Raw genomic sequence first — 21501 nt, forward strand, 5'->3', positions numbered from 1 at the left:
ATCCCGGTCCGCTCGGCAATAGTGCGGACCATGAGCCAGGAACAGAGCACCTCGGACAACACCCGCACGTTCCGTGAGGCGCGCGACTTCCTGGTCGCCCATCGCGAGGACTACGACACCGCGTACCGCGAGTTCAACTGGCCCGCGTTCGACCACTTCAACTGGGCTCGCGACTGGTTCGACGCGCTCGCGGTCGAGCAGGCCGAGGTGGCCGCGCTCACCATCGTCGAGGAGGACGGCGAGGTCAATTCGCTGACCTACGCCGAGATGGCCGAACGATCCCGCCAGGTGGCCGGCTGGCTCACCGAAGCCGGGCTGCAGCCGGGTGACCGGGTGCTGATCGTGCTCGGCAACATCGTCCCGCTGTGGGAGGTGATGCTCGGCTGCATCCGGGCCGGCGCGGTGATGATCCCCGCCACCACACTGCTCACCGACGCCGATCTGGCCGACCGGATCACGCGCGGCGCAGTACGGGCCGTCGTCACAACAGCTCAAGACGCACCCAGGTACGAAGGTATCGCTGATCACTGCATCCGGGTCAGCGTCGGCGGAGCTGTGGACAACTGGCTCGACTATGAGGACTCCCACGAATACAGCGGCCCGGTCCCGGCGCCGGACACCAAGGCCGACGACTCGCTCCTGCTCTACTTCACCTCCGGTACGACGAGTCAGCCGAAGCTCGTCGAGCACACCCAGGTCAGCTACCCGGTCGGGCACCTCTCCACCATGTACTGGATCGGCCTGCAGCCCGGCGACGTGCACCTCAACGTCTCGTCCCCCGGCTGGGCCAAGCACTCGTGGAGCAACGTCTTCGCGCCCTGGAACGCCGGAGCGACCGTCTTCCTCTACAACTACACGCGCTTCGACGCCGAGAAGATGCTGCAGGTCCTGCAGACGTACGGCGTGACGACCTTCTGCGCCCCGCCGACCGTCTGGCGGATGCTGATCCAGGCCGACCTCTCCGCGGTACGGACCGCCATCCGCGAGTGCATCTCGGCCGGCGAGCCGCTCAACCCGGAGGTGATCGACCAGGTCCGCAACGCCTGGGAGATCACCATCCGCGACGGCTACGGGCAGACCGAGACGACCGCGCAGATCGGCAACCCGCCCGGCCAGCCGGTGAAGCTCGGCTCGATGGGTCGGCCGCTCCCGGGGTACAAGATCGCGTTGGTCGACCCGAGCACCGATGAGGTCGGTGACGACGGGGAGATCTGCATCGAGCTGGCTCCCGCGCCGGTCCCGTTGATGCGTGGCTACCGCGATGCGGAGGAGATGACGGCGGAGGCGATGCGCGGCGGTTTCTACCACACCGGTGACGTCGCGAGCCGGGACGAGGACGGCTACATCACGTATGTCGGCCGCTCCGACGACGTCTTCAAGGCGAGCGACTACCGGATCTCGCCGTTCGAGCTGGAGTCGGTACTGATCGAGCACCCGGCCGTGGCCGAGGCCGCCGTCGTGCCGTCGCCGGACCCGGTCCGGCTCTCGGTCCCGAAGGCGTACGTCGTCCTGGCGGCCGGGCGCGAGCCGTCACGGGAGCTGGCCAAGGACATCCTCGAGTTCTGCCGCGAGCACCTGGCGCCGTACAAGCGGATCCGGCGGATCGAGTTCGCGGAGCTGCCGAAGACGATCTCGGGCAAGATCCGCCGGGTCGAGCTGCGCGCGGACGAGGCCGCCAAGGTCGAGAAAGGCCAACCAACCGAGCACGCCTACGACGAGGCCGACTTCCGCGACACCTGAGCAGGGCGCCTGAGCAGGGCGCCGCGGGCGGTGTCGGCCAGGTTCGCTGATCCGGGCGGTGGGCGTGCTGCAATAGGCGGATGTCGCACGACACCGGCCTGGGACTCGCGGCAGTGGTAGTGCTGCCACTGCTCGTCGTGCTCGCCGTCGTGGCCTCCCGGCTGGCCTCGCTGCGGCACTCCAAGGGCATCGTCACCGCTGCTCTGCGGGCGACAGTTCAGCTCGCAGTGGTCGGTGCGATCGTCGGATTCGCGCTGCAGTCGATCTGGGGGACGCTCGGCTTCATCCTGGTGATGATGACCGTGGCAACCATCACCAGTGCGCGTCGCATCCGGCACGTCGCGGTCGTACCGGGCCAGTACGCACACTGCGCCGTCGCCATCGGCGGCGGGGCGGCCGTAGTACTTCTGATCCTGATCCTGCCCGGTGTGGTGCCGCGCAATCCGGAGAGCATCCTCCCGATGGGCGGCATCATCGTAGGCGGCGCAATGAACGCGACCACCCTTGCCGGCCGGCGCCTGATGGCGGAGTACGGAAACCGCTTCGGCGAGTTCGAGGCAGGCCTGTCCATCGGCTTGATGCCGCCCGACGCCTTCCGCCTCGTCGCCGGCCCGGTCGCCGGGGACGCCCTGCTGCCGGCCCTCGACCAGACCCGCACGGTCGGCCTCGTCACGCTTCCAGGCGCGTTCGTCGGCATGGTCCTCGGCGGCGCCTCCCCCACAGCCGCGGCCGCGCTGCAACTCGTCGTACTGATCGGATTACTCGCCGCCGGATCACTAGCCATCCTGATCACCACCGAGCTCCTCGCACGCTCACCGTTGCCCGACGGGCGTACGGTTTCTTCATGACCGACGACAAGAGCCTTTTCAGCCGGATCGACGAGCTTGTTGCCGAGGAGCATGAGCTGCGGAGCAAGCACGCTGCTGGTGACATCAATGACGCTGACGAGAAGGACCGCCTGCGCAAGCTCGAGGTCGAGCTGGATCAGTGCTGGGACCTGCTCCGGCAGCGCCGCGCCAAGCGTGAGTTCGGTGAGAACCCCGAGGACGCCCAGGCTCGCTCGGCCGACACGGTCGAGGGGTATCTCAACTGAGAAGACACCAGGGTGGGCCGACGGGCCCACCCTGGTGAGAAGTCAGAAGCCGCGGAGGCTGTCCGGGCGAATCCGGATCAGGACCGAGTAGTCGGCGTGGAACGCGTCGGCGGTCAGGTTCAGGCCGCTCATGCCGTCGGCGTACTTCGCGTTGTACGCCGCGAACTCCTCGTCCGTGGCCGGCTTGCCGTCGAGCACTGCCTCACCGGTGATCACGCCGACGTCGCCGCCGGAGTGGGTCGCGTTGAAGTTGAGCGCCACCCGGGACTGCCCGGCGATGTTGTGCAGCTTCGCCTTGCCGGGCTGGCTGAAGACGAGGATCTCCTCGCCGTTCCAGCTGAACCAGACCGGGTTCGGCTGCGGCGTACCGGACTTGCCGACCGTGGTCAGCCAGATGACCAGCTCGTCGTTCAGCTGGCGTTCGATCCGCGCGCCGAACTCGGTGGAATTGTCGATGCTGAACATATGGGCCCCTCAGGTCTCGCCGGAACGGGTCAGGACGGACCCAGCCGGCCCCACTCGATCGCCGGGCAGCGGTTCATCACCATCGTCAGACCCGCGGCCGTCGTCCGGGTGTAGGCATCCGGATCCACCACATCCAGCTGGAACCAGACCGCGCGCGCGTTGATTCCCACCGCCTGGTCCGCCACCGCGCCGGCCAGCTCGGACCGTACGAAGACGTCCACGCAGTCCACTCGGAACGGGATGTCGGCCAGCGACGCATATCCCTGCTCACGGTGCACGGTCTCCGCCGACGGGTGCACCGGCACGATCCGCTTCCCTCGGCTCTGCAGGAAGCGAGCCACCCCGTACGCCGCCCGCTGCGCGTTGTTCGACAACCCGACCACCGCCCAGGTCTCGCAGTCAGCAAGCACCTTGCGGATATCACTCTCGTCAGCCCACGTCACGGCTCAATCGTCCCTCGACGGACAAGTCAGCACGGACAAGTCAGCTCCGCAGATAAGTCAGTACCGCGGACACCCGACGATCCCGGCCGTCGTCCAACCGGAGCTTGGCGAAGATGTTGCCGACATGTTTGCGGACGGCCGCCTCACTGACGACGAGCTCCGAGGCGATCGACGAGTTGACCCGGCCCTCGGCCATCAGGGCCAGTACTTCGAGTTCGCGCGGCGTCAGCGCAGCCAACGGCCCGTCGTCCCGCCGGCGTGCCAGCAACTGGCGCACCACCTCGGGATCGACGACAGTCCCACCCTCGGCGACCCGATCGAGTGAGGCGAGGAACTCCGTGACGTGACCGACCCGGTCCTTCAGCAGGTACCCGATCCCGCCGGTCGTTGTCTCCAGCAACGACGAGAGGTACGCGTCGGCGACGTACTGCGAGAGCACCAAGATCCCGATCAGCGGCAACTCGGCGCGGATCGCGGCAGCCGCCCGCAGCCCCTCGTCGCTATGACCGGGTGGCATCCGTACGTCCGTGATGACCACGTCCGGCGGCTCCTTGCGGACGACGGCCAGCAACGTGTCCGCGTCGCCGACGGTGTCGCGGACCTCGTGGCCGGCCCGGTCCAGGATGCTGGCCAGTCCTTCGCGCAGCAGCAGTGAGTCTTCAGCCAGGACGATGCTCAGTCGTCGAGCCGGCACGGGCACTCCATCCTCAGTCGGGTCGGCCCACCGGGTGGGCTGGACAGGTCGAGTGTGCCTCCCAACGCGTCCAACCGCGTCACCAGCCCAGTCAATCCGGTCCCGTTCCGGTCTTCGAAGCTCGCGCCACCCACCCCGTCGTCGGTGATCGTGACGACCAGCCGGTCGCCGGCGATCCAGCCCTCGACCTCACACCGCGTCGCTTGGGCGTGCTTGGCCACGTTGCCGAGGGCCTCGCTCACGACGAAGTACGCCGCCGCCTCGATCGGCGTCGGGAGCCGGCCACGCAACGCCATCCGCACGCTCACCGGCAGCGGGCTACGGTCAGCGACCTCTCGTACCGCGGCCTCCAATCCGTGATCGACCAGGACCCGTGGGTGGATCCCGCGCACCGCCTCGCGCAGATCCGCCAGCGCGGCCTCGGCCTCACCGTGCGCCTTCACCACCAGCCTGCGCCCCTCCCCCTCGGGCAGGTCAAGCTCGGCCAGTCCCAGCGTCATCGTCAGCCCGACCAGGCGCTGCTGTACGCCGTCGTGCAGATGCCTCTCGATCCGCGCCCGCTCGGTCTCGAACGCGTCGACCAGATCCAGCCGCGACCGGCGCAGCTCGGCGACGTTGCGCCGCAACTCGTCCTCCCGCGGACCGAGCAACGCCTTCGCCAACTCCGCCTCGGCCCCGGCGAGCGCACCGAGGATGTAGGAGCTGACGACGTAGAAGGCCGGCCCGAACGCGACCAGGAAGACCCAGCCCTCAGCGGCAGTGTCCAGCGTCCACGGCCCCATCCCCATCTCTTCGTGCGCGGCGATCCACGGCGCGCCCACGCTGAGGACGAGCGCGGTCGCGCTGATACCGGCGAACATCGCGCTCAACGGCCAGACGAAGACACCCAGCAGGAGCCCGTACCCGAGCGCCCGTACCGACGCCTGTTCCCGGCGGCGGAAGGTCAGCCGGGCCCGGACCGTGAATCCCGGCGGCATCGCAGCATGCGGCGACCGCACACCGCCCGGGATCATCAGGCGCACCCGCCACCGCTCGACGATGCCGATCACCGTCCCGGCCAGCGGGAACGCCATCAGCATCATGATGCCGATGATCACCGGGCTGAACACCAGGCTCAGGCCGGCCGCAGCCATCAGCAGGACGATCGTGACGGCACCGAACGGAACCGAACTGAGCAGGTAGGCATAGCTGCGCCACGGCCAGGACGAGACGAGGAACCGCCTCGATGCCAGGGCGGCCCACGCCGTGTTCGGTTTCTCCACTCGCTCAACACTAGGTCCGCAACAGGCCCCAGGGCGGTAGCGTGCGCGCTACTCCAGGTGTCCCGCACAAGCCAGAGCCCAAAGCTCGAAAGGCACGTTTGCTGGAACCATGACCAGCACCGCGCCGATGCGCCCCTCCGTCGTACCGAGTGAACCGCCCGCCCTGCTGCTGGACGGGATCACCAAGACGTACCGCTCCAAGGCCGGCTCGGTCGAGGCGCTGCGGGGCGTCACGTACCACTTCGTCCGCGGCTCGTTCACCGCTGTCATGGGGCCGTCCGGCTCCGGCAAGTCGACCCTGCTGCAGTGCGCGGCCGGGCTCGACCAGCCGACGTCCGGCGAGGTGATGCTGGGCGGGACCAGTCTGCGCGGCCTCAACGAGGTGGCGCTCACCAAGCTGCGCAGGGAGCAGATGGGCTTCGTCTTCCAGGCCTACAACCTGCTCCCCTCGCTCACGGTCTACGACAACATCGCGCTACCGCTGCGGCTGACCGGCCGCAAGCCGCGCCGCGACGAAGTACATCGGGTACTCGACCAGGTCGGCCTCGAAGGCAAGGCCCGGCGCCGCCCGGCCGAACTGTCCGGCGGCCAGCAGCAGCGCGTGGCGATCGCACGGGCCCTGATCACCCAGCCGGCCGTCTTCTTCGCCGACGAGCCCACCGGCGCACTCGACAGCAGCACCAGCCGGCAGATCCTCGGGTTGTTGCGGGAGGCAACCGATCGAGCGGGCCAGACCGTCGTCATGGTCACCCACGACCCGGTCGCCGCGGCGTACGCCGAACGCGTCCTCTTCCTGTCCGACGGCCTGGTCGCCGGATCGATAGACCGCGGTACGCCCGCCCAGATCGCCGCTGCCATGAGCGAGCTGGAGCGCTGATGTTCTTCCTCAGCCGGCAGACGGTCCGCCGGCATCTGTCCCTGTACGCCGGTTCCTTCGTCGCCCTAGCCGTCGGTGTCTTCCTCCTCGGGCTGGCCGCGACCGCAACTGCGGCCACCATCGCCTACCACGGCCCCGGCATGGAATCCATCACCGTCAACCTGCCCAACGCCGACCCACCGACCACGGCGAAGGTGCTCATCTCGGGCGAGGACGCATCTGGGCTGCAAGTGGTCCTGAGCATGGTCGGAGTGATCTGCGGCTTCATCACCATCTTCGTCATCGCGAGCACTTTCGCCTTCGCCGTCGCATCACGGCGCCGCGAAGTCGGCCTGATCCGGCTCATCGGCGCGACTCCGAGGCAGGTCAAGCGGATGGTCCTCGGCGAGGCCCTGGTCGTCGCGCTCGCCGCCTCGATCACCGGCGCGGTACTGGCCCACCTGTTCACGCCACTCGTGCTGGCCAAGGCGTCGTACACGGAGCTGGCACCGGTGAAGCTCCAGCCGGCCAGCCCCTGGGTGCCGCTGGCGATCGCCGTCGCCGCCGGACTGATCGTCGCCATGCTCGGCGCCCGGTCGGCCGCCCGTCGCGCCGGCCGGGTCGGCGCTGTCGATGCCTTGCGTGAGGCGGCCCTCGAACCGCCCCGCATCGGGCCTGTCCGGGTGATCTTCGGCGTACTCGTCCTGGCCGGAGCCATCGTGCTCCTCGCCCTGATCCGCCCCGGCACGGGCGACGCAGTCGTCCCGCTGGCCATGTTCACGCCGATGCTGCTCGTCGTCGCCCTGACCCTGCTCGCACCTCTCGTCGTCCCGCTGATCGCCCGGCTGCTGGCGACGCCGTTGATCGCCTGGACCCAGGTGTCCGGCCGACTCGCCCGCAGCAACGTGACCGCGGCGCCCCGCCGGAGCGCGTCCCTCGCCGCCCCCATCCTGGCCATCTCGGCGATCGCCGGCTCGATGGTCCTCACCCTCAGCTTCGCCGCCGACGCCTCCACCGCGACCATCCAGGAGACCGTCCGCTCCCCCATCGTCATCACCGCGCCGCCGAACACCCCAGCAGTCGGACAGGGCATCCGGAGTACGCCGGGAGTCGCGCTCGCCGACGGTGCGATCCCGGTCCAGCTCATCCGCACCGACCTCGACAGCGCCGAACTCGAGGAGGCCGAGGCGATCGACCCGGCCGTCGCCACCAAGACCCGGGCGATCATCCCGATCGCCGGCGACCTCACCAAGCTGACCGGCAAAGCGGTTGCCGTGAGCAATGAGTCGGACGGCCACAAGTACCGGGTCGGCGACAAGATCAGCGTCACCTTCCTCGACCGGCGCACGGACCAGCTCGAGGTGGTCGCGATCCTCAAAGCCGCCCCAGAGGTGAACCCGCTGATGTTCGTGTCGCTCGACCTCGCGCGGGAGCACGCGCCGCAGGCCACGCCGAGTCGCTGGTTCGTCCAGCCCTCGGACGGGATCGGGGCCGCCGCGCTGATCGGAACTCTCGGCGAGAAGCTCACCGGCACCGGCGCGGCCGTAGTACCGGCTGCTGACTGGGAGCGGACGGAGAGCGAGGGGCTGCGCAAGGGCAACCAGCTCGGCCTGATCCTGCTACTAGGCCCGGCCGCGTTGTACAGCGCCATCGCGATCGCCAACACGCTCCTGATGGGCAGCCTCCAGCGCCGCCACGAGTTCGTCACCTCCCGACTCCTCGGCGCGACCCCGGCCCAGATCCGCCGCATGGTCCTATGGGAGTCGGCCCTGGTCGGCGCCGTCGCCCTCACCCTCGGCGCAGCGATCACGGCGACAGTCGGCCTACTGATCCGTCATGCGATGTCAGTAGGCCTGACCGACGTGCCGGTGACCGTCCCGTGGGGCACCCTGCTCTCAATCGGCACAGTCTGCCTCGCACTGGCAGTCGGGGCGGCGCTACTCCCCACAGCAGTAATCCTGCGCCGCTCCCAACCATCAGCCGCCGTTCAGTCCTGACCCAGCCTCCGCCGGGTCGCCCGGACAAGCTCGGCAAACTCCGGATCAAGTTCCTCCAGAGCCTGACCATGCCCGTCGCTCTCGAGCATGCGGATCACATAGTCGTGGATGAACCCCCACCGGAAGTCCCCGTCCACCTCCACGATCACCCGCCTGAGTACTGCGAGCGTCCGCTGGACGACGTCCGCTTGCTGCTCGGCGAGCGCCGTCCGCAGCACGTCGTAGACGACGCTCGTCACGTCGCCGTACAACGGGGCGCTCAGAAACCGCCCGTACTCGGCTGCGTCGGCCAACGCCTTGCTGGCCAGCGCCGCCAACGCGGCCCGAGCCTCGGGAACGACCATCCAGAGCAGATCGGCCAGCTCGCTGCCGAGACTCCACTGCATGCGCCCGAGGGCGAGCTGTGCCTGCCGCTCGGCGTCCGTTCGCGCCGGATCGAGCGCCGATGCGATCAGACTCCCTCGATGAACCCGCACCGGGCCGGCCGCGGTATCCACCGGGACCTCGTCGTCGTGCGTCACGCGGTCATGTCCTCCTTGCTCATCAGCAGTGGGGTAGCCATCCCACCAGGGCCGCACATGATCCCCACCGGATCGCTGGTCGCACACAAGCCACCGACGATCTTGTCACCGATCGTCGCACCAGGCTCGGTGGCTATCTTGGACAGGTCGATGATCATCGGCACGTAGGACAGCGCGCCCATGCCCTGCATCAGGCCCCGCTGCGTCGCCCCTTGGACCTTGTACGGCCGCTCGGTACCGTCCGGCGCTCTCGGATGCGGCTTGCGGTCCTCGAACTTGGCGTCGGTCACCATCGCGAACGCGGGCTTCTCCGAAGCGTTCCCGATCGCGGCCCGGAAATTCGCCTCCTTGTCCGGATCCGCGCTGATCCGGCGGCTGACCGCACCACTCGCGTCGTTCTGGCTGAACGCGTCCCACAGATCCCTCGCCTCATGGACGGCGATGTCGACCTCCAACTGGGTCAGCGGCTGGCCCTTGGCCAGCCCCAGCTTGATCTTGCGGTCCTCCTCGAGCAGGTCCACCAGTCCGCCGAAGTCGTTCGCCCCCGACGACCAGTGGTTCGATCCCTTTGTCTCGCGCCCGGTGGCGAGCTCGTTGCGAATCGCGTCGCTGGTCTTGCCGTTGCCGACCCACGACTTTTCCCCGTCGATGTATTGATGGTCGACGATGTCCTGGAGCTTCTTGTTCTGGATACCGCTCGGCTTGGTGGCCGGCTTGTCGGTCTTCGGGATGTCCGGCACCTGGGCCGTGCTGAAGGGGACACCGGGTTTGCAGCTGCAGTTCCCCTTGCCGGTGGAGACCTCGGTGCAGCCCTCGTCGGCGCAGTACTTCATGCCCGATGGGTCGGAAAAGGTGATCGGGCTGTTGTTGGCGTAGGCGTAGCCCTGCATCTGCTGGGGGTCCGTCGCGTCCATGACCGGGTCGACCGAGATGAAGCGGCCCGTGTCCGGGTCGTACTCTCGGGCGCCGATGTGGGTCAGGGCGGTTGTCGTGTCGTTGGTGCCGCCGACGAAGCCCTTGTCGTCGTGCCAGTTGGTGGTTTCGCCGCGAGGTGCGCCGAAGGGGGCTTGGCGACGTTTGGTCACTGCCTGGGTGTCGGCGTTGATGCTGACCTGCGCGGTGCCCTGATGGTCATCGGACAGCCAGGTGAGGCTGTCGGCGGTGCGGGCGGCGATGGTGGCGCCGCCGTGGCTGTAGTAGCGGGTGGTCTTGATCGTGCCGGTGGCGCGGTCGAGTTTCAGGTCCTGGCCGGGCAGGGTCAGCTTGGTCGTGGTCGGGTCGCGGCGGATGAGGCGGTTGCCGCTGTTGTCGTAGACGAAGGAGGTCTTGCGGCCGGCCTTGTCGGTGACCTCGGCCAGGCGGCCTTCGGGGTTCCAGCTCAGCTTGTCCTCGCGGGCGCCTACCTTGCGAGAGATGGTGTTGCCGGACGCGTCGTATGCATAGCTGTCCGTCCGGGTACCAGCGGTCACCGAGGTCAGGGAGTGCGGGCGAGCGGTGTCGGCAGCCGGGTAGGTGTAGTTCCGCGTTGTGTCGCCGCCGACCGCATGCTGGATCTCGGTGAGGCGGTTGCCGGACTTGTCGTAGCCGAACGACTGCCAGTACGGCGCGGGGCCGCTCAGCCCGGCAGTGGTCGGATCAGCCGAGCAATCGGCCCCAGGCGTCCAGGCCTCGGTCAGACGCTGCAGGTAGTCGTACCGGAAGCATTGCACGTCTCCGGTCTGGTCCTGCGGGGTATCCGAGATCGACGTGAGGTTGCCACTCGGGTCACGGGTGTACCGGACGTCGGACTGCATCGGCCGAGTCACCTCGGCGTCCACGATCTTCCGGTTCAGCTCGCGTGTGTGGTCGTCGTAGTAGTACGACAGCCACGCCCGCTGGCTCCCCTCCCCCAGATGCACGCGCTGGACCTCGCCGTACCGCGTGTACTCGGTGTTGAGGGCGTACTCGCCAGTCGAGCCGTCGAGCCCGCCGTAGGTCTGCAGGGCGCGGCCTGCGTCGTCATAGGTGTGGTTGACAGTCTCGGCGGGGAGGTCCCCAGCCGCGGGATACGTGGTGCTCAGCTGGCTGCCGTCGACGTTGTACTTGGTCGTCGTCGAGTAGGTACCGGCCAGCTCCCCTTCGTCCTCAGGGATCGTGAACTTGGTCTGCAGTGGCTGGTTCAGCGCGTTGTACGACGTGACCGCGCTCGTGTACGCCTTCCCGCCCTCGTACCGGGTCTCCGACGCAGGCAGGCCCTTGCCGAACGACGCGGTGTCGTAGGTCCACTTCGCCTGCACGGTGTCGCCGTCGCTCACCGACAGCTTCCGGCCCAGCACGTCGTAGCTGTTGGTCAGCGTGACCCCCCGGGCGTCGCCTTCGGTGAGGAGCCGCCCGGCCGCGTCGTAGGTCTTCGTCGAAACGCCCTTGTCCGGGTCGTCCACCTTCGTCTGACGGCCGGCCAGGTCGTACTCGAGCCGCCAACTGCTCCCGGCCGGGTTCTGGACGGAGGCGAGCTGGCCCGCCCGGTTGTAGGTGTACTTCGTCGCGTCGAACGCCCCGGTCGGCGTCGCGGCCTTGTACTGCCGCAGCTCGGTGGTCTGCCCGAACGCATCGCTGAGCGTGCTGGTCGGAGTGCCTCCAGCCGGAGGCGTGACGTCGACCCGGTCACCGCCGTAGCGGGTGCTGGTCCGCCACTTCTCATTCGTCCCGCCCTGGTAGATCTGCTCCACCGGGCGGCCCGCGCCGTCGTACTGCGTCACCGTGAGGCCGGGGATGTCCGCATCGCTGCTGGCCGTCCACAGCTGGTCGTCGACGGCCGCGTCGTTGAAGTAAGGCTGGGTCGACTTGTAGCTGCGGCCTTGCGAGTCGTACCGGGTGTCAGTGAGCAGCCGTCCGCCACCGGGGGCGGGTGATTGGATCTGGCGTACCCGCAGTAAGCCGTCGTACAGCTTGTTCGACGTGGTGTAGACGCCGTTCGGGCCCAGCCTGCTGCTACTGATCACTGACGGTCCGCTGTTGCGGATCGTGTAGGTGATCCGCTCGCTACCAGTCGGATTGGTACTGCGCAAGCGGTTGGGCAGCCACGTCTCGACTGCCCTGCCCAGCGCGTCGTACGTCGTCTCCGCCTTCCGCAGGTTCGCGTCGACGCTCATGACCGCGATACCCCAAGCGGGGTCGAGTGTCTCGGTCGACGTGTGGCCGGCGGCGTTCTTGGAGACGTACTGCGTGACTGCCCCGCCGGTGGCCGGTGTGTAGGCCGTCGACGAGGTGGCCCCGAGGACATCGGTCTCGGTGAGCTGCCGGCCGTAGACGTCGAAGGTGCGGATCGCGTCGGTGCGGTAGACCGGTCCCGTGGCCGGGTGCTTGTCCAGCACCTCGGACTTGGTGACGTTGCCCGCCGTGTCGTAGGTAAGCAGCGCGTCGGACAGGGCGTCGGCCGGGAACTCCGCGGTGGTGTCGCAGCCGACCGCGACTGCCTCGACCCTGGACGGCTGGTTCAGGATCCACTTGTCGGTGTTGCGCGAGTACGTCGTCCGGATGCACTTGTCGTCGTCCGAGCGGCTCAGGTCGCCCTGGTTGTCGCTCTCGGTCGGCAGGCCACGATCGTCGTACTTGCTGACGAGCCGGGTCTTCTGCCAGCCACGGCCGTTGTCGAGTGCGGTGTAGCTCGTAGCGGTACCCTGGTTGACGATGTACGCCTTGAAGTCGCCGCGGGTGGCGGTCGGCCCCTGCCAGACCGGCTCGGAGATCGACTTGGCGACGACGGTGTCGCTCTCGCCCAGGTACTGGATGGTCTCCAGCGGAGCGCTGTTCAGCCAGTCGTGGTCAGGGTGGCTGACGCCCTCGGAGTCGGTGACGTTGACCGTCCGCTTGCCGGTGGGCAGGTGATCGTCGTGCATGCCCCGGTAGAACCGCAGCTCGGACATCGTGACCGGGCCCGCCGGGTCGTTCGGTACGCCGCTGCGGACCCGGACCCGGCCGTAGCCGCGGTAGTCGTTCCACGTCTTCTTGTCGGCCGGGGTGAACTCGGAGTCGTCGTAGTGCCAGGCGGCGCCGTCGAGGTACTCGTAGCTGGTCTGCTGCTGCGGGTTGGCGCTGATCCGGTCGGACTGCACTACCGAGGCGACGACGTACTTGTTGAAGTAGTCGGTGCGCTCGGCGAAGTTCTTCTTGGTCCAGCGGACCGGGAAGCACCGCTTGGTGTTGGTCTCTGGGTTGGTGGGCGCCGACAGGCAGTCCGGGGCCGCGTAGTTGACCGTAGTGACGCCACCGGCCTCGGACACGATGCCGGTCAGCCGATAGCGGATCAGCGGGGACAGGTTGTCGCCGCCCTGGTACACCCGGTTGGCGAGCTTGGAGCCCTCGAAGGTGACCGGGTCCAGGGTGATCGGGCTGGTGCCCGCCAGGCCGGTGTGGGTGATCGACTTCAGCCAGAGCGCGGCCTTCTCGCCGTCACCGGGGTTGGGGAACTGGTGGTCGAGTGTCCAGCGATCCACCTCGGTGAAGCCGGCGGCACGTCGCACGCTCGTGGTGACCGAGGCGAGCCGCTTGGTGGTCCAGAAGGTCGGGACGTAGTGGTCCTTGCAGTCAGCCGCGCACTGCTCGTCCAGCGGGACGTCCGGGAAGTTGTCCTTCTTGTCCAGCGTGCAGGTGCTGCCCGGGACGCAGCGGTCCGCCACCGCGAAGTCGACCCGGCCGGTCGCCGGAGCGTCGACCGCGTCGTTCAGGCCGTACTCGATCGAGGACAGGTAGCCGCCGCGGGTGTAGGACACGGCGGTGTCCTTGAGGTTCTGCCCGTAGGTGCCCTTCTCCGGCACATAGTTGTAGATCATCACGTTGCCGAGCCGGTCGACGACCTTGTCGAGCTGCCAGCGCCAGGCCTGGGTGCAGGACGACGCCTCGAAGGTGGCGCCGTGGCAGGGCTCACCGGTGTCGTCGCCGTACACCGGTACGGTCCAGGTCGACTTCGACTCCTTCCGGGAGCCGAAGTAGTACTGCGTGCCGCCGACATCGGTGATCCGCCAGTACTCCTTGTCGGCGTCCCCGTTGTCCGCGCCGTTGAGCCGCTCCACCCGGGAGCCGTCGTCCTGCTTGGTCCGCCAGCCGTTCGCCCCGAGGATCAGCTGGCCGCCGCTCCCGCCGTAGGCGGCCGTCGCGTTGTCGGAGCGCCAGCACAGGTCCGGAGTGTTCTGACCCTTCGTACTGCCTTCCTTGTCGTCGGCGCAGCCGGAGTACGAGCGCTCGATGAACCCAGGCTCCAGCGACCAGCCGTCGCCGGCCCACGATGCCTGGTTGTTGGTGGCACTGGTCCGGCCGTCGACCGCCGCACTGGAGTACGACAAGGCGAGGCTCGGCTGGAGTCCACCCGGCGCAGGCGGCACCCGCAGCGGGTAGGACCACCTGAAGTCGCCGGACTGGGCTGAGACAGACCAGCTCGCCGACTGCGACAAGGAGGTGGCCGAGGAGGTCCCCGAGCCTTCCTTCGGGGCAGCGGACTTCTCCTGGTCACCATGCAGGGCTTGGCTGCTGGCCTGGTCCTCCGGCCGTGCCGACATCGTCTGCTTGGTCGACGGCACCGAGGTGGTGCCGGGTAACGGGACGGACGGACCGCTGGTGGCGGCCGCGACCGTCGGTGTGGCGACAGTGGTGGTCAGCGTCGCCGTCAGCACCAGCGCGGCCAGCACAGCCGCGGGTTTGCGGGCAGGACGAACTAGAGATCTACGCATCGGAGTCCTCCGCACTCAGGCGAACGTCGGGGTCACAGTGGGCAGGGCGGTGAGGGTGTAGCCGAGCGTGCGCTCCAGTGTTTGACCCTCGCAGCTGGTCGAGAGCGAGATGAAGCGCTGCCCGTTGAGGCTGCAGCGGACGACCGGCGTACTGGCCAGACCGTCAGGAACCTGGCTCCAGACGTTGCCGACGGCACCGAGTGCCAGCTTGCCTTCGCAGTCGGACTGGTTCGACAAGAAGTTGTCGACACCGTCCCGGCAGGAGTAGAGCGGCTGGGTACCGGCAACACCGCTCGCCTTGGTCAGCCATCCCTGAGCGCCCTCGTACCGGTAGCCGGCCGGTGGGTTGTCCGCTGTGGTCGTGTGGTCGGTCGCGATCGCGCTGTAGTAGCGGGCCATTCGTGCGTAGGCCAGCGCGTACCCGGCCAATTCCAGCTTGGTACCGCCCTCGCAGGCCACGTCGAGCGAGTCGAAGGCGTTGGCACCCTGCTTGCACCGGTACACCGGCTGTACCGGCACATTGGTCGGCCGGACTGAGTAGACCAGGCCGCCCTCGATCAGTGCGGTCGTGTTCTCGCCTGCCGGGACCGGCGCTCCCAACGACCGCTCATACCGGTAGCCGGGCCGAACGTTGGCAGAAGTGACCGCCGTGTAGCGTTCCCCCGTCGCGTCGTTCACGAAGCGCCCGAGCTGCCCGTCTGCCGGTCGCGGATAGCCGCCTCGCAGAGCCAGTTCGGTGTCCGGGACCATCCCGAGATCCGTCCGGACATCGTCCAGCTGACCGGTGAAGAAGTCACCGGCGACACCGTTCACCTTGGCGCGGCCGATGCTGAACGAACCCGATTTGTCGGCCAGGACCACGTCGTTCAGCGTTCCTGCCAGGGCTCCGTTCACGTACAGCCGCAACTGGTGTGCCGCGTAGTCGTGGACGCCGGCGACGTGCGTCCATCGACCCGCCACGGCGGGCTGGTTCGCCACGGCGTACCGCCACTTCGCGCCGTCTTCGTCACGGCCCGGCGCGCCGAACACCCACTTGCCCAGGGTCGGCCGGTACTGCAGGACGAAGGTACTCAGCTGGTCCCCGTCCTGGGCCGCGATGGTCGCGACCTTGTCCGTACGGTCCAGCTTCGCCCAACCGGACACGGTGAAGCTGTCCTGCGGCTGCGCGGCCCACCACTGCGAGGTGATCGCGGAAGAGCCGTCCAGCTGCAGCGCTTTACCAGCGATCGGGCTGGCCGGGTACGACACGGTCCCGGTCACCGTGCTGGCGTTGTTGCGCCAGGTCCAGTCGCGGGGGGTGTCGTCGTCGAAGCGCCAGAAACCCATCCCCGGGTAGCCGACGTCGTCATGCAGCTTGCGCATCTCACCGTCGGACAGCAGCCGGGTGAAGATCCGCACGTCGTCGACGCCACGTGGGAAGAAGTCCGTCGCACTGCCGTTCCACTTGCCCCGGCCGATCGTGGTCGGCCCGTTGGCGGGCGGCATCGTCACACCGGTCTGGGCAGCCGACAGCACACCGTTCACGTACAGCCTGAGCTGCCTCGAGTCGGGCAGGGAGTTGTAGACCACGCCGAGATGGACCCATTGGCCCACGGCCGCCTTCTGCGCGGACGTGAGTACCAGGTTGTTCTCCGGGTTGTCCTTGTCCGCGGACGGCACCACGACCGCCCACTTGCCCGACGCGCCGTTGAACTGCAGGAGGAAGCCGCTGGCCCGGTTGCCGTCCTGCGCGAGGACAGTCCGGCTCCCCTGGTCGGTCTGGGTCAGATAGACCCAGGCTCCGGCGGAGAAGCTGGCGGCGGTGTCGACCACCGGAGCAGCCGTCTCGGCGTACCCGCTGGTGCCGTCGAACCAAGCGCCCGCCCCCTGCCTGCCGGGGATCCAGCCGCTGCCACCCTTCATGGTGGCTGTGCGGCCGTGACCGGACGAGTCGGCGCCGACCGTGCCCTGGTTCTCGTCGAACTTCCAGTGCGCGGCCGTGTCGGTCGGCAGCACCGGAGTACCGCCTTGCTTCGGGTACGACGCGACCAGGCTCTCGATCCGGGACTTGTCGAGCGCACCGACGTACACCCGGACGTCATCGATCGCGCCGGGCCAGTACTCGGCAGCAGCGTTCGCCACCCGGCCCCGGCCGAGTTGCAGCCCGCCGGAGGCAGCCCAGGGCGTCTGGAGCGTGCCGTCGCCCTGACGGGTCGCGTTCACATACAGCCAGAGCCGGTGCGCCGGGGCGTCGTAAACGCCGACCAAGTGCACCCACTGGTCCACATCCGAATCCGTCGCGGACACAGAAGCCTTGGTGACCGTACCGTCGGCCTCTGGCATCTCGAACGTCCAGGCGCCGAACTGGTTGTTGTCGGTGTCGCGGACGTGACCCAGCCGGAACTTGCTGGTGGCACCGCCGTCGAGGCTGACAGCCGTCGTGTGACAGACCTGGTCCGCTCCGGGTTCACACAGCTCCCGCAGCTTGACCCAGGAGGACACCGTGAAGCTCTTGGCGGTATCGACGTCGACAGCGGCCGTACTGACCGTGTCGCTCGTGCCGTTGAAGCTCAGCGCGTTGCCAAGCCGGCCCGGTACCCGCGTGGGTCCGGCCAGGGTGCCCGCCCGGGCACCGACCGCGTCCGATGCGGTAGGACCGCTCGGCTCGTCCAGGCGCCAGTTGTGGGCCAGGGTCAGATCGCGGCCGGCCATGGTCCGGATCTCGTCGGCGAACAGCACCCGGTTGTAGACGGAGACGTCGTCGATCCCTCCCGTGAACAGGTCGACCCCATCGCCGTTGGACCAGGTCGCCCGGCCGACCCGCATGGTCGGCTCGGCCTGCGTTCCGGTGTGCCGATAGTCCTTGGTGCCGGCGAGCACGCCGTTCACGTACAGGGACAGCAGGCCGGCCGAGGCGTCGTACACGGCGGCCAAGTGGGTCCAGACGCCGGGCTGCGGCGCGGGACCAGCCGCTCGGGTTTCGGCGCAGTTCATGGCGGCGTCGCAGCTGCGCATCACCACCACCCACCGGTTGTCCCACGACGCGTGCAGGTTGAAGACGCTCAGCCCGCCGGCATCTTGCGAGACCACGGAGGCCCTGCCGGTGTCCGAGTCGAGCTTGACCCACGCGGCCACCGAGAAGCTGTTCCGCAGGTCCGGGAGCGGGCTCGGCGCCGACATGTGGGCGCCGTTGCCGATCAGCTTGAGGCCGAGGTCGGAGTCCGCCGGGACGTTCGTCTGGCCGCCGGTCCAGGCCGGCGTGCCGACCAGGGTGCCGGTCGACGCGGGCGTCCGGCCGGAGCTGTCGTCCGGGTTGCCGTCCAGCTTCCAGTTCGCGACCGTGACGTTGCTGCGAGCAACGATACCGGCGAGCTCGGCCTCGGACAGTTCGCGGTTGTAGGCGCGGACGTCGTCGATCAACCCCTTCCAGGGGTTGGTCTGGGTGCCCTCGTACTTGCCCCGGCCGATGGTCAGCGGTCCGGACGCGTTGTACCCGTTGTTCTGCGCCACGGTTCCGGCGAGCTTGCCGTTCACGTAGATCCGCAACTGGTGGGCGGGAGCGTCGTACACCGCGGCGAGGTGGGTCCAGGTGTTCAGGCTCGCGGCGACGTCGGAGCGAACCACGGCGTCGCCGAGTCTCGGCCTGACCTTGTCCTCGGACGGCATGTGGGCCTCCCACTTGCCGCCGTCCGCCGCGCGGTAGCCCAGGAAGAGCGCACTGTTGACGTCACCCTCCACGGACAGCGCCGTGCGGTTGTTACCGTCGGAAGGAGCCTCGGCCAGATTGACCCAGGCCGCAGTGGTGAAGCTCTGGTCGGTACGGACCACCGGCCCGCCGGAAGCGAAGTCCAGCGCGTCGCCGCCGGGCAGCCGCAGCCCACCGGCGAGTGCCCCACCCGTGGTCCCGGTGAACGCCGCCTTGCCGGACAGCACCAGGTCAGGGCTGCCGTCGACGTCGTTGCGGGCGGTCTTGCCGGTGAGCTCGTCGAACTTCCAGTGCGCGGTCCGGACGTTGTCCCGGCCGACGGAGGCTCGCACCTCGGCGTCGCTGAGCACCCGGTCGAAGACCTGGACCTCGTCGATCGCGCCCTGCCACGGGCTGCCGACCAGGCCGTTCCACTTCTCCCGGCCGACCGTCAGCGGTCCGGCCGCATGCCACGTGGTGAAGTTCGCGGCGAGCTGTGTGTCACCGACCTTCACCCCGTTGTGGTAGAGCCGGAGGCGGTTGGCCGGCTTGTCGTAGACACCGGTCACCTGGGTCCACACGCCACGCTGCAGCGCAGGCCCCTCGGCGGCGGCGGTTGCCGGGTTGTCCGTGTCCGAGGCGGCCAGCATGAAGGTGGTCTTCTTGGTGTCGCCGCGGTAGTTCAGGTAGAAGCCACTGGCCCGGTTGCCCTGCTGGGAGGCGATTGCCATCCCACGGGTGTCCGACTGCGACTCGGGCTTCACCCATGCCGAGATGCTGAAGCTGTTATCGGTTCGCGCTGCGCTCGGCGCGGTGAAGTAGTCGTTCACCCCGTCGAGCCGCAGTGCGTTGCCGACCGCGCCCGGTCCGTACGTCGGTACGCCCTGCAGCGTCCCGTCCTTGTCACCCAGGTAGGCGTCGTCCGTGGTGCTGCCGTTGAACGGGTACGCGCTGAGCGCGCCGTTGCCGGCCCGGACGTACACGTGGACCGTCTTGGTCGCGCTGCGGTTGTTGGCCCGGTCGACGGACTGCACGTAGATGTCCTGCGGTCCGTCGGCAGTCGGGACGAACTCGAAGCCCGCCGAGCCACCGAGACCGTTCGCCTCGACCGGGGTGTTCGGCGGGAACGTGGTGCCCCAGACGTAGTGGTCGACGTCCTTGGTGCCCTCGTCGGGCAGTGCCTTCTCGGTCCGCTCGAGGGTGAAGATGCCCGGTACGCCGACGCCGCCATGCCACTGGTTGTCCTCGCGGTACAGCGAGCCAGTGACCTTGGGCATCGAACTCGGCGGGGTCTTGTCGACCGTGAACGGCCCGGGGCCACGCACCCACGGGCCGGCGTCCAGGCGGTTCCCGTTGTCCTCGTCGTAGTCCCAGCCGCGCACGTACCAGTCCATCTCGGCGCCGTCGGTCAGAGTGACGCTGGTGTCGTGGCGGGCGCCGGAGCTCTGCCAGCCACCGTACCGGTTCTCGACGACGCCGTTGGTGTAGATGTCCCACTGCGGCTGCACCGCGTTGTTGTCCGGGTCCGACAAGGTCGTCTTCAGGCTGATCGTGTTGCCGCTGAAGTAGGTCTTGCCCTCGCACCACTTGCACGGCGCGGTCAGTACCGGATCGGTAGCCGTGTCCTGCGGGGTGGCCGGAGCAGTGTTGTAGCGGACGCGCAGCTTGGTCGCACCCGGGTCGTACTTCCGCCAGTAACTGCTGTCGCTCTCGCTGCCCGCCTGGATGTAGTACGTCGACAGGCCGACCGTACTGATCGCGCTGGCCGGTACCGGGAAGTGCACCTCTTTCCAACCGCCACAGTTGCCGGTCGTGTTCGACCGCGGCACGTCCACGCCGGACAGGTGCGGTCCGGTGGGCTTGTTGTTCCAGGTCGTGCCCCCACCGACCGCTGAGCTGCCGTACAGATTGTGCCGGCTGTCCACGCACGCACCGCTGTGGACCACGGCGCTGTCGAGCGTGCCGCCCATGATCCGCTTGCCCTGCAGGAAGCCCCAGGCGCCGGTGTCGAACTGGAAGTACGACCGCGCGACACCGATGCCGTTGCATCCGCTGAAGTTGCACAGACCGACCTGTGCGACATCGCTGCCGCCCGGGCTGGTGTTCGGGTACGCCGTACCACCGTTGCCCGAGACCACCGAGGTCCAAAAGGTCTTGTCGAACGTCCGCCAGTCCGGGTCGATCGTCACCGGATAGACGGTCTTGGAACCACGAAGCAGCGCCAGGTCCGGGAGCAGGGTCAGCGATTGGGCGTCCACCTTGGCGCCCGCCACTGCTCTACCAGTACCGGCGTCCCACATGGCCGAGGGCGGTGCTGTGAAGACGACGGCGCCCTTGGGGTCACGAGCCTCCAGACCACCATTGGTCGTGCTGCTGATGGCCAGGCTTGTCGTAGTCAGCCCGAGCCGGATGCGTTCCAGCGCCGGGTTCTTGGCCGCCACTGCGGTCTTGACCACGAGGTGCTGGGTGTAGCCGGTCGCCGTGGCCTTGAGGACCAGGTCGGTGCCGGGCAGTACTTCGGCGTACGTCGCGGTGTCGCCGTTGACCGTGGGCTTGGGCAGGCTACCCGGCCAGGTCAGCGCGAGTCGCTTGCCGTCCTTGGCGTAGCTCACCATCGGGAGCTTCGAGCCGCCGCCGCTGAAAGCGAGATCGACGGTCGTCGCCTTGGGCACCCACGCGCCGTCGGTACGGCGTACCAGGCCGGTCTCGACCGCTGCCCAGGTGTCACCCTTCCTGGCGCGGACCGGGACGGCGCTGATCTCCAGGCTCAGTTCGCCGTTCGGCTCGGCGACCACCGTGCGCGTCTCGGTCCGTAGCGCCGACACCTCGACCGGCGTGCCCTGCCGGTCGGCGGCGGCGCGGGCCTGCGCCTCGCTCGGCGCAACCTTCACCTTCGGCTCGGGCTGCACCTTCGGCACGGTCACCGGTGGCTTCGGTGGCTGAGTGGCGCCGGCGGTTCCCACCGGCAGCGTGACCGCCGCCAGCGCCAGCACGATCGAGCCGGTGACGGCCTTGGCCCACCTGCTCCTGACAGACCTAGTACGCATTCGCATCCTCCCCA

The 21501-nt window shown here is 68.5% G+C and carries 12 protein-coding genes; 5 read left to right on the forward strand and 7 right to left on the reverse strand.

Annotated elements, in window-relative coordinates:
- Nucleotides 1–30 precede the first annotated feature (30 nt).
- The 3 genes from AB0M15_RS20840 to AB0M15_RS20850 all read left to right on the forward strand — a co-directional run bounded on the left by AB0M15_RS20840 (nt 31) and on the right by AB0M15_RS20850 (nt 2833).
- On the forward strand, nt 31–1740 hold the full coding sequence (locus AB0M15_RS20840; RefSeq protein WP_363821181.1) for an AMP-binding protein: 1710 nt from the start codon (nt 31–33) through the stop codon (nt 1738–1740).
- A gap of 80 nt (nt 1741–1820) precedes the next feature.
- Nucleotides 1821–2588: an ABC transporter permease gene (locus tag AB0M15_RS20845; RefSeq protein WP_363821183.1), complete on the forward strand. Its 768-nt coding sequence runs from the start codon at nt 1821–1823 to the stop codon at nt 2586–2588.
- Nucleotides 2585–2833, forward strand: coding sequence for a DUF2630 family protein (locus AB0M15_RS20850; protein ID WP_363821186.1), 249 nt, complete (start codon nt 2585–2587; stop codon nt 2831–2833). Before AB0M15_RS20845 ends, AB0M15_RS20850 begins: the two co-directional genes overlap by 4 nt.
- A 42-nt stretch (nt 2834–2875) precedes the next feature.
- Here AB0M15_RS20850 and AB0M15_RS20855 read toward each other — a convergent pair whose 3' ends face one another.
- The 4 genes from AB0M15_RS20855 to AB0M15_RS20870 are packed head-to-tail and all read right to left on the reverse strand — an operon-like array spanning nt 2876 to nt 5697.
- On the reverse strand, nt 2876–3298 hold the full coding sequence (locus AB0M15_RS20855) for a TIGR03667 family PPOX class F420-dependent oxidoreductase (protein ID WP_363821188.1): 423 nt from the start codon (nt 3296–3298) through the stop codon (nt 2876–2878).
- A 29-nt stretch (nt 3299–3327) separates the two neighbouring features.
- Nucleotides 3328–3741 carry a CoA-binding protein gene (locus AB0M15_RS20860; protein WP_363821192.1) on the reverse strand — a complete coding sequence of 138 codons (414 nt, stop codon included), beginning with the start codon at nt 3739–3741 and terminating at the stop codon, nt 3328–3330.
- Between the two features lie 40 nt (nt 3742–3781).
- The gene (locus AB0M15_RS20865; protein ID WP_363821194.1) at nt 3782–4435 is read right to left on the reverse strand and encodes a response regulator transcription factor; all 654 of its coding nucleotides are present in this window, start codon (nt 4433–4435) and stop codon (nt 3782–3784) included.
- A complete protein-coding gene (locus AB0M15_RS20870) occupies nt 4417–5697 on the reverse strand; it encodes a sensor domain-containing protein (RefSeq protein WP_363821197.1) in 1281 nt (426 codons plus the stop codon). The genes AB0M15_RS20865 and AB0M15_RS20870 overlap by 19 nt, the downstream gene beginning before the upstream one ends.
- Nucleotides 5698–5806: 109 nt before the next feature.
- Between AB0M15_RS20870 and AB0M15_RS20875 the strand changes: the two genes are divergently transcribed.
- Both AB0M15_RS20875 and AB0M15_RS20880 read left to right on the forward strand, forming a co-directional pair.
- Complete coding sequence (locus AB0M15_RS20875; protein ID WP_363821200.1) at nt 5807–6574, forward strand: ABC transporter ATP-binding protein; 768 nt, start codon at nt 5807–5809, stop codon at nt 6572–6574.
- On the forward strand, nt 6574–8550 hold the full coding sequence (locus AB0M15_RS20880; RefSeq protein WP_363821202.1) for an FtsX-like permease family protein: 1977 nt from the start codon (nt 6574–6576) through the stop codon (nt 8548–8550). Before AB0M15_RS20875 ends, AB0M15_RS20880 begins: the two co-directional genes overlap by 1 nt.
- Here AB0M15_RS20880 and AB0M15_RS20885 read toward each other — a convergent pair.
- The 3 genes from AB0M15_RS20885 to AB0M15_RS20895 are packed head-to-tail and all read right to left on the reverse strand — an operon-like array spanning nt 8541 to nt 21487.
- On the reverse strand, nt 8541–9071 hold the full coding sequence (locus AB0M15_RS20885; RefSeq protein WP_363821205.1) for a hypothetical protein: 531 nt from the start codon (nt 9069–9071) through the stop codon (nt 8541–8543). The genes AB0M15_RS20880 and AB0M15_RS20885 overlap by 10 nt on opposite strands.
- On the reverse strand, nt 9068–14776 hold the full coding sequence (locus tag AB0M15_RS20890; RefSeq protein ID WP_363821207.1) for an RHS repeat-associated core domain-containing protein: 5709 nt from the start codon (nt 14774–14776) through the stop codon (nt 9068–9070). The genes AB0M15_RS20885 and AB0M15_RS20890 overlap by 4 nt, the downstream gene beginning before the upstream one ends.
- 15 nt (nt 14777–14791) lie before the next feature.
- Nucleotides 14792–21487, reverse strand: coding sequence for a LamG domain-containing protein (locus tag AB0M15_RS20895; protein ID WP_363821210.1), 6696 nt, complete (start codon nt 21485–21487; stop codon nt 14792–14794).
- Between the last annotated feature and the right edge of the window lie 14 nt (nt 21488–21501).

It is taken from the genome of Kribbella sp. NPDC051718 (assembly GCF_040681515.1).
Classification (GTDB): Bacteria; Actinomycetota; Actinomycetes; order Propionibacteriales; family Kribbellaceae; genus Kribbella.